This window comes from Cerasibacillus terrae (genome assembly GCF_008039555.1).
Taxonomy (GTDB): domain Bacteria; phylum Bacillota; class Bacilli; order Bacillales; family Amphibacillaceae; genus Cerasibacillus; species Cerasibacillus terrae.
Genome location: NZ_VDUW01000001.1, coordinates 215,365 through 229,628, shown reverse-complemented (window position 1 = coordinate 229,628; position 14,264 = coordinate 215,365). Strand labels below are relative to the sequence as shown.

14 protein-coding genes are annotated in these 14,264 nt (G+C 35.0%); 1 reads left to right on the top strand and 13 read right to left on the bottom strand.

Annotated features, from left to right (window positions below):
- Positions 1–94 precede the first annotated feature (94 nt).
- The 5 genes from recG to FHP05_RS01095 all read right to left on the bottom strand — a co-directional run bounded on the left by recG (position 95) and on the right by FHP05_RS01095 (position 5,950).
- Positions 95–2,128 carry an ATP-dependent DNA helicase RecG gene (gene recG / locus FHP05_RS01115; protein WP_147665257.1) on the bottom strand — a complete coding sequence of 678 codons (2,034 nt, stop codon included), beginning with the start codon at positions 2,126–2,128 and terminating at the stop codon, positions 95–97.
- 24 nt (positions 2,129–2,152) lie between these two features.
- On the bottom strand, positions 2,153–3,025 hold the full coding sequence (sdaAA, locus tag FHP05_RS01110) for an L-serine ammonia-lyase, iron-sulfur-dependent, subunit alpha (RefSeq protein WP_147665255.1): 873 nt from the start codon (positions 3,023–3,025) through the stop codon (positions 2,153–2,155).
- 59 nt (positions 3,026–3,084) lie between these two features.
- On the bottom strand, positions 3,085–3,747 hold the full coding sequence (sdaAB, locus tag FHP05_RS01105; protein WP_147665253.1) for an L-serine ammonia-lyase, iron-sulfur-dependent subunit beta: 663 nt from the start codon (positions 3,745–3,747) through the stop codon (positions 3,085–3,087).
- A 145-nt stretch (positions 3,748–3,892) separates the two neighbouring features.
- Positions 3,893–5,554, bottom strand: a complete 1,662-nt coding sequence (locus FHP05_RS01100) for a DAK2 domain-containing protein (protein WP_147665251.1) — start codon at positions 5,552–5,554, stop codon at positions 3,893–3,895.
- 33 nt (positions 5,555–5,587) lie between these two features.
- Positions 5,588–5,950, bottom strand: a complete 363-nt coding sequence (locus tag FHP05_RS01095; RefSeq protein WP_147665249.1) for an Asp23/Gls24 family envelope stress response protein — start codon at positions 5,948–5,950, stop codon at positions 5,588–5,590.
- 330 nt (positions 5,951–6,280) lie between these two features.
- On the opposite strand from FHP05_RS01095, the gene rpmB reads away from it, so the two are divergent.
- The gene (gene rpmB / locus FHP05_RS01090) at positions 6,281–6,469 is read left to right on the top strand and encodes a 50S ribosomal protein L28 (protein WP_147665247.1); all 189 of its coding nucleotides are present in this window, start codon (positions 6,281–6,283) and stop codon (positions 6,467–6,469) included.
- A 220-nt stretch (positions 6,470–6,689) separates the two neighbouring features.
- Here the strand turns inward: rpmB and spoVM are convergent, their stop codons facing one another.
- The 8 genes from spoVM to fmt all read right to left on the bottom strand — a co-directional run bounded on the left by spoVM (position 6,690) and on the right by fmt (position 14,262).
- Positions 6,690–6,773, bottom strand: coding sequence for a stage V sporulation protein SpoVM (gene spoVM / locus FHP05_RS01085; RefSeq protein ID WP_147665848.1), 84 nt, complete (start codon positions 6,771–6,773; stop codon positions 6,690–6,692).
- Positions 6,774–6,811: 38 nt separating this feature from the next.
- The gene (locus FHP05_RS01080) at positions 6,812–7,474 is read right to left on the bottom strand and encodes a thiamine diphosphokinase (RefSeq protein ID WP_147665245.1); all 663 of its coding nucleotides are present in this window, start codon (positions 7,472–7,474) and stop codon (positions 6,812–6,814) included.
- Positions 7,475–7,479: 5 nt separating this feature from the next.
- Positions 7,480–8,142, bottom strand: coding sequence for a ribulose-phosphate 3-epimerase (rpe, locus tag FHP05_RS01075; protein ID WP_147665243.1), 663 nt, complete (start codon positions 8,140–8,142; stop codon positions 7,480–7,482).
- 2 nt (positions 8,143–8,144) lie between these two features.
- Positions 8,145–9,026, bottom strand: coding sequence for a ribosome small subunit-dependent GTPase A (rsgA, locus tag FHP05_RS01070; RefSeq protein WP_147665241.1), 882 nt, complete (start codon positions 9,024–9,026; stop codon positions 8,145–8,147).
- A complete protein-coding gene (gene pknB / locus FHP05_RS01065) occupies positions 9,027–11,069 on the bottom strand; it encodes a Stk1 family PASTA domain-containing Ser/Thr kinase (protein WP_147665239.1) in 2,043 nt (680 codons plus the stop codon).
- Positions 11,063–11,824, bottom strand: a complete 762-nt coding sequence (locus FHP05_RS01060; protein WP_147665237.1) for a Stp1/IreP family PP2C-type Ser/Thr phosphatase — start codon at positions 11,822–11,824, stop codon at positions 11,063–11,065. Before FHP05_RS01060 ends, pknB begins: the two co-directional genes overlap by 7 nt.
- A 148-nt stretch (positions 11,825–11,972) precedes the next feature.
- On the bottom strand, positions 11,973–13,322 hold the full coding sequence (rsmB, locus tag FHP05_RS01055; RefSeq protein ID WP_407923408.1) for a 16S rRNA (cytosine(967)-C(5))-methyltransferase RsmB: 1,350 nt from the start codon (positions 13,320–13,322) through the stop codon (positions 11,973–11,975).
- Positions 13,315–14,262, bottom strand: coding sequence for a methionyl-tRNA formyltransferase (gene fmt, locus FHP05_RS01050; RefSeq protein ID WP_147665233.1), 948 nt, complete (start codon positions 14,260–14,262; stop codon positions 13,315–13,317). Before fmt ends, rsmB begins: the two co-directional genes overlap by 8 nt.
- Between the last annotated feature and the right edge of the window lie 2 nt (positions 14,263–14,264).

Genomic DNA, 14,264 nt, shown 5'->3' with positions numbered 1-14,264 from the left:
CCAATCAGTTGCATCATCCCATTGTACAAAATAAATATTAAGACTTGGTACTAAAAGTAATATATAATACCAATAAAAATTATGCAAGTGTAACTTAGTCTAATTTCAAAGAAAATACTCCTTCTTCCTCAAGATATTGAAGTAATGGCCGGTATTGAATATCCGAAATTAATAATTCCTCTTCTAAAATTTGACTTGCATCATTTCTAGCAGTCTCTAATGCTCGGTAGTCATGTACTACGTCTGCCACTTTAAATTCGGGTAACCCACTTTGTTTTTTTCCAAAAAAATCTCCAGGTCCCCGTAATTTTAAATCTTCCTCAGCTAGAAAAAAGCCATCCGTTGTTTCGGTCATAATACGCATTCGTTCTTTTCCAACCATTCCTTTTGGTTCAGCGATTAAAATACAGTAACTTTTAAGACTCCCACGGCCAACACGTCCTCGTAACTGATGTAACTGTGCTAGCCCAAAGCGTTCTGCATCATATATCACCATGACTGTTGCATTCGGTACATTGACACCAACTTCAATAACAGTTGTAGAAACAAGAACATGTAATTGATTATTAATAAAAGCCTTCATCACGTCGTCTTTTTCATTTGGATGAAGCTTCCCATGCATTAAACCAACTCTTATCTCTGAAGGATAATACGTAGCTAATTGTTCATATAAATCAACAGCATTTTGAATATCAAGTTTGTCCGACTCTTCAATCAATGGACAAATGACATAGGCCTGTTCACCATTCTTAATTTTTTTCTGAATAAAATCAAGAATTCGTTCTAACATATTTTCTTTTACCCAATAGGTTTCAATTTCTTGTCTTCCTGCAGGCATTTCATCAATAATAGAAACATCCATATCCCCAAATGCAGTAATTGCTAGCGTACGTGGTATCGGGGTCGCCGTCATGAATAATACATCTGCATGTTTTCCCTTATCTCGTAACATTCGTCGTTGTTTTACACCAAAGCGATGTTGTTCATCAATAATGACTAATCCTAGTTCATGAAAATACACATCATCTTGAATCAATGCATGAGTTCCAATAACAATATCTATTTCATTTTTCTCAAGTGCTGATAGAATTTTTTCTCTTTTCTTCCCTTTGATAGAACCTGTTAGTAATTCAATTGTTACTGAATCCCCATATAACTCACACAGGGATTCGTAATGCTGCTCAGCTAGAATTTCTGTAGGAACCATTAAAGCCCCTTGTCTATTGGCTGTAATTGATGCGTAAAGGGCAATCGCAGCAACAACTGTTTTACCAGAACCTACATCTCCTTGCAACAGACGATTCATTCGATATGGTGACTGGATATCATTTAAGATTTGCTTTAATGCTTTATCTTGTGCATTTGTGAGTGAAAATGGAAGTGAATTTTTAAATTGTTGAACACGTTCAAGCGAAAAATCTTGTTTTTGTCCAACTGTTGCCTCACGGTTTAACTTTCGTAATAATTGTATTTTTAATTGAAATAATAAAAACTCCTCATATGTAAATCTTCTACGTGCATGTTTCAACGCCTTTCTATTGGGGGGGAAATGCATTATTTTTAATGCCTCGTGTCGAATGGGCAATTTATAATTGATAAGATAATGCTGTGGTAAACGTTCTTCTATTTCCTCTCCATATCCATTTAATGCATCACTCATAATTTTTCTAAAACGATGGTTTTTCAAATCACCTTTTAAAGAATAAACAGGTTGAATCTCATCAGTTTGTTGGGTTTCACCCACCTTGTATTTATTAACTGTAATCTGCAGGCGATGTGCGTCCCATTTTCCTGTTAATGTAACAACATCCCCTTGTTTAATATGTTTTTTGGCAAAAGCCTTGTTAAACATGACTGCCTTAACAGCTACATTTTCTACCATTACATTGAAAAAAAGGCGTGATTTTTTTTTGCCAAAAAAGTTTAGGGAAGGTTCATTTGCCACCCTTCCCATAATTGTTACTTTATCCTCATGAATCAATTCGATAAGCGGTTTTATTTCAAAAATGTCATAACGATAAGGGAGATAAAACAATAAATCTTCTACAGTATGAATGTTCATTGACGCTAAATCCTCTGCTACCTTTTTTCCTACTCCCTTTATTTTCTTCACTGAATCGCTTAACACAAAGAATCACTCACTCTTTCCATTCTAATTCGTTCCAAATATCTTCTCTTTTAATAAGCGTCCTGTTGGTGTGTCTGCTAAGCCACCTTCGCCTGTTTCACGGAGAGTTGATGGCATTGTTTGACCAATACGATACATCGCTCCAATGACTTCATCACAGGGTATTCTACTTTTCACTCCTGCTAGTGCTAAATCAGCACTTACAATGGCTAAAGAAGATCCTGCAGCATTTCTTTTGACACATGGTACTTCAACAAGTCCTGCAACAGGATCACAAACAAGACCAAGCATATTTTTAAGCGTCATCGCAAATGCATCTGCACTCTGTTGCGGGGTCCCGCCAGCCATTTCAACAATCGCTGCAGAGGCCATTGCACCTGCCGAACCAACTTCAGCTTGGCATCCTCCAGCTGCACCAGAAATAAAAGCATTATTTGCTACAATAAAACCAAATGCACCGGCAGTAAATAAATAACGTACCATTTGCTCATGTGTTGGCTTTAACTGCTCCTTAACAGCAAATAACGTACCAGGGACACATCCAGCACTTCCAGCTGTTGGTGTTGCACATACCAACCCCATTGCCGCATTCACTTCATTTGTTCCCATCGCTTTACTGACAGCATCCAAAAGAATCGGACCTGACAATGTTTGGTTGTTTTTCATATATTGTTGCACACGTACTGCATCTCCACCAGTAAGCCCTGTTACAGATTGAATACCTTGTAAACTATCTTCAACAGCTCTTTCCATGACACGTAAGTTTTTCTCCATTTGGCTGAAGATTTCTTCACGCGACTGATTTTTTAAATCCATTTCCTGCTGAATCATGACTTCAGAAATGGATATATTTTTCTTTTCAGCTATTTTAACAAGCTCTGCTACTGAACGAAACATAAAGACACTCCCTTCCCTTTCTTTACTTCTATTCAATCAATTAAGTAAAGGTTTTCATTCTAACTTACTATTTTAGAAATTCGTATAATATGGGCTGCATTTCTTAATTCATTTAATATCGAATCACTTATATTTTCATCTACCTCAATAACCATCAATGCTTCTTTCCCAATATCTTTACGATTCACTTCCATATGCCCAATATTAATTTGATGTTTAGCAAGGACAGAAGTAACGGATGCTATTGCTCCGTATCGATCATTATGCATAATTAGTATAGCTGGATGATTTCCTGACAGACGAAGTGCAAAACCATTTAATTCTATAATTTCTACTTTTCCACCACCAATAGATACACCAATCATTTCAAGTGTATCTGTATCATCACCAATAATAATTCGTGCTGTATTTGGATGGTCTACTCTTGCACTTTCTACAATAAATTCGACTTTTAAGCGATTTGTTTTTGCGATCTGAAGTGCATTTTTCATTCGTTCATCATCTGTATCAAAACCTAATAGGCCACCAACTAAAGCCATATCTGTGCCGTGTCCTTGATATGTTTTGGCAAAGGATTCGTATAAATGAATCTTCGCCCATTTTGGTTGACGTCCAAATAAATTCCGAGCCGCAAGCCCTATCCGTGCTGCACCTGCTGTATGTGAACTGGAAGGACCCACCATTACAGGGCCAATGATATCAAATACAGACTGAAATTTCATTCTCTCCACCCCTATTCATCCTTGTAGCTTAATCTAAATTATAACAAAAATATGCCCATTTATCATATAAAATTCTTTCCAAACCAAATAGTATCTTCCTATATAAAAAAGAATCATATTTCAAGAAATATGATTCTTTTCATCACTATTCTACAGAAAAAATATAGGAATAGATGGGCTGTTTTCCATTATGAGTTTCTATTTCGAGATCTTCAAAATTATCTTCAACAAATTCCTCTAATTTTTCAATCTCATCTTCATCTACATCTTCACCATATAGAATGGTTAGAATTTCATCATCATCAGAAATTAGACTTTGAAGAAGTTTGGTTACTGTTTCTTTTTTATCAGATTCCGTTACTTTAATCTCACCATCCACAATTCCCATAAAATTGCCTTTTTTGATCAACATTCCGTTAATTGTAGTATCTCTTACAGCATATGTAACCTGTCCCGTTTTAACAACTTGACAATTAGCCTCCATTTGCTGCTGGTTTTCGGTTAAATCTTGCTCGGGATGGAATGCCAATAATGCACTAATACCTTGAGGAATTGTTTTCGTTTTCACGACAGCAACATTTTCTTTCGCTATTTCAGCAGCCTGTTCTGCTGCCATTACAATATTTTTATTGTTTGGTAAGATTAATATGTTCTCTGCGTTTGCTTTTTCAATCGCATCTGCAATATCTTTAGTACTTGGATTCATCGTCTGACCGCCTTCGATTACGACAGTTGCTCCCAGACTTTCAAATAGAGATTTTATACCAGTTCCCATTGCAACCGTGACAATAGCATATGTTTGTTTCTTTTGTTTGACTTTCTGCGGCTTTTGTTCACGTAATATAGTAGAATGTTGTTCGCGCATATTCTCAATTTTCATATTTATTAAGCTTCCATACTGCTGTCCTAGACTAAGAACATTTCCGGGATATTCTACATGAACATGCACCTTAACGACATCTTCATCACTAACAACTAATAAAGAATCTCCATGCTTACTTAATTCATTACGGAAATTTTCTTCATTAAAAGGGGTTTCTTTTGTTTTTTCATCTTCAAATTTCACCATAAACTCTGTACAATATCCAAATTCTATTTCGGATGTGTCCATAAATTCCTGATTAATTTTATGGTGTTCAGCATTGATTATTTCATCATATCGAATTGTCTCAACTTCTTCTGGTAGTTCTTCACCTTTAAGAGCTGCGATGAATCCTTCATAGATGGTTACAAGCCCCTGTCCCCCAGAGTCAACAACTCCGACCTCTTTTAATACAGGTAATAAATCTGGTGTTCTTTTTAATGAAGCTTTTGCTTCTTGAAGCACCATTTCCATAAATGAAATAATATCTGTCTCTTCTTCTGCTTTTTCGGATGCTTTCTCAGCTGCATCTTTTGCAACAGTTAAAATCGTCCCTTCAACAGGCTTCATTACTGCTTTATAAGCAGTCTTCACCCCTTCTTCAAATGCAACAGCTAACTCCTTTGTTGTTACATATTCATTATTTTCCATTCCTTTAGCAAATCCACGGAATATTTGTGATAAAATAACCCCAGAATTTCCTCTGGCCCCCATTAACAAACCTTTTGAAAAGGCTTTGGCAACATCTGAAATATGATTACTTTCTACTTGTTGAACCTCTTTGGCCCCAGAAGTCATTGACAAATTCATATTTGTACCCGTATCTCCGTCTGGTACCGGGAATACATTTAAAGCATCGATATTTTTAGCATTATTTGTTAAATGGCGCGCACCAACTAACACCATCTTAGCAAACTGTGTGCCATTTAATTTTTCCAATGTCACAATACTTCCTCCTCTTACTACTCATGCAACAAACTACTCTTTGTTAACACGAACACCTTGTATGTAAATATTTACAGAATCAATTTCTAGTCCTAATATTTGCTGTAAAGTATATTTAACCTGAGATTGAACATTATGTGCTACCTCAGAAATTTTCGTACCATAACTGACAATTATATACATATCTACGTGTAAATGTGTATCGTCTTGGCGGACGACAACACCACGGGAGTAATTTTCCTTCTTAAGAATTTCTGCTATACCATCTCGAATTTGACTCTTTGATGCCATGCCAACTATTCCATAGCATTCCACTGCGGCTCCACCGGCAATTGTTGCAATCACTTCATTTGTGATTGTCACTAAGCCATCATTTGTATTAAATTCGATTGCCATGTTAATCCCCCTTCATTACTAACTTATGCTTATACATATTTTACTACAAGCAACCTTTTTTTAAAAGTAGATATCGGTTATGACATCCTCTGAAACTACAATGAAAATTTACTACTTGCTATCAACCAAACCAAGATACAGAATACATATTTCTTATCCGATACATTAACTTATATTTTATTTTATGTTTTTCCTTTTCCCTTATATAGAATGAATGAATCTTTTTATTCTGTCAAGATTTATTACTTGAATACTTCATATTGCATCTTTTTCGTTCTTATGGTAAATTAAATAAAGTATTCGTTAGTTGTTAGATTAGGAGGGATTACTATGGCGAGAAGATGTGTTGTAACTAAGAAACAAACTCGCACTGGAAACAAGCGTTCCCATGCTTTAAATGCAAATAAACGTAAGTGGAAAGCAAATGTACAAAAAGTTCGTATCATGGTTGATGGTAAACCAAAACGAGTTTATGTATCTGCCCGTGCGCTTAAATCTGGAAAAGTAGAACGTGTATAAATGCACTAAATAAAACACCTTTAAAGACGTCTTTAAAGGTGTTTTTTATTATGTTTCTTTTCGGATAATCGTTATGATTTTTGGTTCTATGCTGATTGTGGTAGCCCCCCTTAGGATGATACGTCATACCAATTTTAAAAAATTCAGTTGTTTACACATGGTTTGTAGCTAATCGGAAAACAAAAAAGCTTTTGCCATTATTCGGCAAAAGCAAGAGGGTTTATTTCTCTTTTTTAAAAATACTAATAACTACTCGAACAAATCCTCCAATAAACCGCGGAAGTTTAATAGTATAAAATTTCATGAGTTCAACCTCCTCAAATAACAAACAAAGCTAATCCCTTACATAAAAGGCCCCTGTTGTGAATCACGACTCTTTATTAATAATAGTATGCCACTTCTAAAGGAAAAAGTACCATTATTTCGAAGAAGCTTGTTAGAAATACAAAGTGTTGAACCCAAATGGACTGTTTCATTTTTCAATGGATAATAAAATCCTTTCAACGTTAAGCCATAAACAGTTTCTGTCAAAGGAAGGAATGAGATATTAGGATACTTGTCATCCTTTACTACCATATGCACGCCTGGATAAAATAATTGTAATTCATTATATAAATCAATGACAAACCCGCGTACTCCTTGTTTCAAAAGTGGTAGAAGTAATTGAATATTAACAAGCAAGTGATCCATTCTCCCGCCAGTTACTCCAAATAAATAAATCTGCTTTGGATTATATTCAAGCGCTTTATCAATTGCTAATTCTAAATCTGTTTTATCTTTTTCTATTGGATAAGATTCTATTGATTTCGCATGATTATTAATCATAATTTTTTGTTCGTAAGTGGTTGAATCAAAGTCCCCAATTGCATGCTCTATCATTATATCTTGCTTAACTAAACATAGAGTTCCGCGATCTACACCAATCCAAATATCTATCTGTTTATTATAATTGGATAAGTCAGGAACCAATTCAGTTGGCCCATTCGCTACAATTCCTATTTTCATATAGTTTACTCCGTAAGATTCTTGGCCTGTTTAATTTTTTCGATTGCTAATGCACGATCTTTTTTACCGAAGATTGCACTGCCAGCTACAAGGATATCCGCCCCCGACTTTGTGCATTCTTTAGCGGTATGTTCATTAATACCACCATCTACTTCTATTTCAAAGGAAAGGTTTTTTTCTTTTCGCCATTTTGCTATTTGTTCAATCTTTTGAATCGTACCATCGATAAATGATTGTCCGCCAAATCCTGGGTTTACTGTCATAATTAAAACTAAATCTACATCAGGAAGTATTTCCTTAATCATTTCAACAGGTGTAGCAGGATTGATACTGACTCCTGCTTTTTTTCCTGTACTTTTAATCAATTGAATCGTGCGATGCAAATGTTTACATGCTTCTTGATGTACCGTAATAATAGAAGCACCAGCATTTGCGAATGTTTCTATGTATGAGTCAGGATTTTCAATCATTAAATGTACATCAAGTGGCAAAGTGGTTACTGGCTTAATTGCATCTACAACAAGTGGCCCAATTGTTATATTTGGAACAAAATGGCCATCCATAACATCTACATGAATATAATCTGCACCTGCATGTTCCACTTCCATAATCTCATTTTTTAATTTGGAAAAATCTGCTGATAAAATGGAAGGAGCTATTTTTACCATGTTTAATACCTCGGCTTTCGTGATTGGATTTCTTGTAAAAACTCAAGATAATGTTTATATCGAAAAGGAGCAATTTCTCCTTCTTCAATCGCTAATTTCACAGCACATGCTGGTTCCCTATGATGAAGGCAACCCCGGAATTTGCATTGATTCTCTATTTTTTTCATTTCTGGAAATAGTTGTCTTAATTGAAATTCTTCTACATCATTAAAATCAATAGAACTAAATCCAGGGGTATCTGCTATCAATCCATTTCCGATCTTCATTAATTCTACATGGCGTGTCGTATGTTTACCTCTTCCAAGACTTTTAGAAATATGTGCCGTATCCAGTAATAATGATGGATTTAATGTATTTAAAATAGATGATTTCCCTACCCCGGATTGTCCAGAAAACACCGAAATTTTATTATCGAAGTGCTTTTTGATTTGTTCCATATTTGTTGGTTGTTTAGCAGAAAATAGTTCAATTAAATAGCCAATTTTTTCATATGCCTTTTGATAATGTTTAATTAAATCTAATTCTTCCTTAGTAGCTAAATCAATTTTATTTATAATAATCATCGGTTTAATATTCCTAGATTCAATATATGCTAAAAATCGATCAAGTAATAATGTACTAAATTTCGGCATCACAACAGATGTAATTAAAATAGCTTGATCAATATTTGCTACTGGAGGTCTGATTAATTCCGATTTTCTTGGTTTCACTTCTTTAATATATCCTTCACCATTGCTAGATTTCTCAAATAATACGATATCCCCGACAAGGGGGGTTATCTTTTTCTTTCTAAATAATCCCCTCCCTCTACACTGAATAATTCCTTCATCTGTTTGTACATAATAGAATCCACTCAAGGCTTTAATAATTCGACCTTCTGTCATTCATTCACCTTCTTCTTTATAAGGTACTGTTTTCTCAATGATGATGTCTCCGTCACGAACAACTTTGTATTCACCTAATGAATCTGGTGCAATCACTAATGTAATTGTATATTCTGTATCTTTTTTGATTTTATCTTCTTTAAATACATCAGAAATTTTATGTTCCATGTCGTCGATGTAAATTTTCACAGTCTGTTCTATCTCTTTTTCATCATCTTCTTCATCTTCTTCATCTTGATGTTTAGTTGATGGGCTATATGGTACCGTAAATGTGATATTTTCCGATATTGGGGGTTTTTCTTTAGGGCCACTAGAAATATAAACCTCTACAGAATCCCCTTCTTTTAATTTTGCACCTGATTCAGGTGAATGCCGGATAACCTCTCCCTTTGCAACTGAGTCTGAATGTTCCTTTTTCTTATCCATACTCAAGCTATTCTTATTCAAATAATCTTTTGCCTCATCTTCCGACATACCTTTTAAATTGTTTAAACTGACCATTTCCGGACCACTACTAATTTCGAAAATGACCTTTGTCTCACCGGGTATGACCTCTGAATTAGGTGTAGGCTGAATTTGATTTAGTATTTCACCAACCGGTTTATCGGAATGTTTTTCATAGGATCTAACTTCCTGATATCCCTTTCCTTCCAATTCTTCTTTTACTGCTCCGTAGTCACTTCCAACATAATCATCCATTTTGGCCTTTTCTTTTCCTTCACTAACAAAAACAGTAACTGCTGACTCTTCTTTGACCGTTCTTCCAGGATTAGGATTGGTCTTTACAACATAACCCTCTTCCACATCTTCTGAATGAGTGAATTCTTGTTCTGCCTGGAGATTACTTTTTTCCAGCTCTTCTATCGCTTCTTCATAGGTATATCCCGTCACATCAGGAATAACTACATCTTTCGGTTGGAAAATAGCTGGAATTATAAATAAAGCAGCAATTCCAGATAAAAGCAATATCGTTAAAATCGTGAATATCCATCGCCATCTTTTTTTCTTTGGGTTTTTCTTTTTCTTTTTATTGCTAACTTTATTTTGTTGTTTATTTGTTTGCTTTTTATCATCTGTAATATTTATTGTTTGTTTATCTGTCTGATGAACAATTGTTTCATCATCTAGATTATTTGTTTGTGGAATATCTGTAATAATGGGAATTGCTTTTGTTTCTTCCCCAACTTCTTGTGGTGGTGTATATTTTTCTTCATCCATTTTATTCGGATTTAAAGCTTCCACAAGGCTTTGTCCCATCTCTTTTACTGTCTGGAATCGATGAAAGGGATCTTTAGCTGTTGCTTTTAAAACAATATTTTCCACACTTTGTGGGATATCTGGATTAAAATCCTTCACAGAGGGAGTATCCGTTTGTAAATGTTTTAATGCAATAGAAACAGCTGAATGTCCTGAAAAAGGTAGACGACCTGTTAACAATTCAAAAAACACAATTCCTAATGAATAAATATCCGACTTTTTTGTTGCCATTCCCCCACGTGCTTGTTCAGGAGATAGATAATGAACAGAACCTAGAATTGAATTCGTTTGTGTTAATGCTGTTGAACTAATTGCAATTGCAATACCAAAATCGGTGACTTTTATTTGACCATCTTTATCCATTAAAATGTTTTGTGGTTTAATATCACGGTGAACAATATTATGTTCATGAGCATTATTGATAGCAGCAGTAATTTGTTTCATAATACTAATAGCTTCAGGAACAGCAATTGGCCCAAAACGTTGTATGTATTCTTTTAATGTCATTCCTTCCACATATTCCATCACCATGTATAGGAGATGCTCTTCATCACCCACATCATAGATATTAACGATATTAGGATGGGATAAACTTGTGGCAGATTGTGCTTCACGATCAAACCTGGCAATAAATTCATCGTCATTAGCAAATTCTATCCGTAGCATTTTGATGGCAACTTTACGGTGAAGAATTAGGTCCTCAGCTAAATAAACATTTGCCATCCCTCCACCGCCAATTGTCTTTATAATCCGGTAGCGTTCATCTAATATATGTCCTATTAACATTCTTTGTCACCTTTTTCTTCAAGGAGCATATATTTCATGATAACTAAAGAAACATTGTCCTCGCCACCTCGTTCATTTGCTAGGTCAATCAATTGTTTACCAATGGTTACGATCGGCTGATCGGAGGTTAAATATTTTAAAATAGTATCATCACTGACTTTATCTGTTAAACCATCTGAACAAAGTAGAACCATATCTTCTTGTTCCCAACTGAGTGATTGTATGTCTGCTTTAATATCTGATTCTGTTCCTAATGCTTTTAAAACAACATTTTTTTGTGGATGATGTTGTGCATCTTGTTTTGATATTTCACCGGATCGAACAAGCTCATTGACAAGCGAATGATCTTCTGTAATTTGGGTTAGTTTACTGTTTTGGATTTTATAACATCTACTATCACCGATATGGGCTACCGTAATAAATTCTTCCGTAAAAATAGCAATAACGATCGTCGTTCCCATTCCACTACATTCTTGTTGTTTCTGTGATAGTTCATAGATTTCTGTATTAATAGACTGAATTATATTGCCCAGCCACTTTTCTGCTTGTTCAGGAGTATCGAGTTTATTTAGTTGTTTCCATTTTTTCCGAAACATAGTGGATGCCATTTCACTTGCAACATCTCCAGCCTTATGACCACCCATCCCATCAGCAATAACACCTAAATATTGCCCAGATATGTTTTGGAATAATCCACCTGCATCTTCATTATGGGATCTAACTTTCCCTCGGTCTGTATAAAATATCCCTTCCACCGTCTCTCACCTCTTTACTAAACGAGTAACTACTATCATATTAGTAACAGTATGCCACAAAAAGATAGAAAAAAGAATAACAAAATAACACTTTTTCTTTATTTCATACCGTGTGTTGTATGTATATAATTAAACTGTCATACGTAATTTAGTTTATTTTCTTTAAACGTGTTAGAAAAAAACCATCTGTTTCATAGGTTTGTGGAAAAAGCTGTAAACCAACATCGCTGAGTCCGGGAGATTCTTTTAATTGTTTTGGTAAATTCATAAAAAATGTTTCATCGACTTTATAGTTTGTATGCTCATGAAGGAAGTTTCGTACGACCTCCTCATTCTCTGTTGGTTCAATTGTACATGTACTATATATAAGTAAACCGTTCTTTTTTAATAATGGTGCGACTTCATGGAGAATACGCAATTGAATATCAGCCAGATGAATAATATCATCACTCTTTTTGTGATATTTAATGTCCGGCTTCCCCCTAATTACACCAAGACCAGAACATGGTGCATCAACTAAAATTCGATCAAAGCTTTCTTCCTCATATTTCTCAGATAGATGTCTTGCATCATGACAACTGGCGTCAATGATTGATAAATCAAGTTCTCTGGCTTTTCTTTCAATTAAGTTAATTTTCTTCGCATGTAAATCATGAGCATAAATCTTTCCCTCATTTTGCATTTTTTCTGCTAAATGGGTAACTTTTCCTCCAGGTGCACTACATGTATCTAAAACATTCATACCTGATTTCACATCTAACATTTCCCCTACCAGCATGGAACTTTGATCTTGAATGGTAATAAAACCAGATTGGAATAAATCAGATGTTAAGATGTTCCCCTTTTCGATAATTATCCCTTGTTTTGAAAAAGAAGAAGGCATTACTTGATAACCTTCTTTTCGTAGCTGATCAATTGCTTGTTCACGTGATAGTTTCATCGGTTGCACACGGACAGAGATTGGTTTATGGATTAGATTCGCTTCACAAATGTCTTTTGTTCGTTCATATCCATAATGGTTAACCCAACGTTCAACAAGCCATTTAGGGTGGCTTGTCTCAATAGATAGACGTTGTATGTCATCAGAAATTTCTGTCGTATCAGGAACACCTTTTCGCTGTATATTTCGAAGAACACCATTGACAAGCGAGGCAATCCCCTTATGACCGCGTTGTTTTGCTATCTCAACTGCTTCATGAATAATCGCATGTGCTGGAACTCTATCTAAATAAACCATTTGATAAATAGACATTCTTAATAGGTTTCTTACCCAAGGTTGCATTTTTTTATTAGGATTTACGAAGTCATTTAAGTAATAATCCAATGTGATTTTTCGCTGTATTGTCCCATAAACAACTTCTGTTAGTAACCCACGGTCTGCTTTTAAAAATTGTTCCTTCTTCATTTCATTGTCAAGCAATAAATGACTATATCCACTATCTTTTTCAATTCGGTTTAATAAATCAAGCATTGTATTCCTAAGTTTGTATTTATCCAACATTTTCACCCATTCTTGAACCAATTCTAATTTGGTCACGGTGTCCTTTTAGAAACGCTTTTACAGACATTCTTTTTTTACCAGCTGGTTGAATTTCTGTAATACGAACTGCTTGTTTGTCACCACAACAGACAATAATTGCTTCTTCTGTAATATCAATTATTTCTCCAGGTTTGTTTTCATATACATGATTATCTAATTCTGCCCACCATATTTTCATTGTTTGTTGATTATATTTCGTAAAAGCAACTGGCCATGGATGTAAACCACGAATTTGGTTATAAATTTCAAGATTTGATCTTGTCCAGTCAATTTTTTCTTCTTCTCGCTTGATATTTGACGCAAATGTTGCCTTTAAATCATCTTGCGGAATAGCTTGTATTTCCTGGGAGAAAAGTTTCGGTAATGTATCCAACAATAAATCCGTACCTAATTTAGATAATTTATCATGTAAAGAACCCGCATGATCATTCATTTCAATTGGGATACTTTGTTGCGTTAAAATATCCCCAGCATCTAACTTCTCCGCCATATACATAATGGTTATTCCTGTTTTTTCCTTTCCTTGAATAATCGCATAATGAATCGGTGCTCCACCACGCAATTCTGGAAGCAGTGATGCATGGACATTAATACAGCCAAATGGTGGAAATTCTAGTAGTTCATTTGGAAGTAATTGACCATATGCTGCTGTTACAATGAGATCTGGTTTATATTCTAGTATTGTTTCAAAGTCATTCCTTAGCTTCTCTGGTTGAAAGACAGGAATATGAAGGTTTTCTGCTTCTATTTTAACTGGTGGAGGGGTAATTTTCTTTTTTCTTCCAACAGGTCGATCTGGTTGTGTTACAACAAGTACAATTTCATAATTTGTATTTGCTAATGCTTGCAAAATTGGCACCGAAAAATCTGGTGTCCCCATAAAAACAATTCGTTTCATAT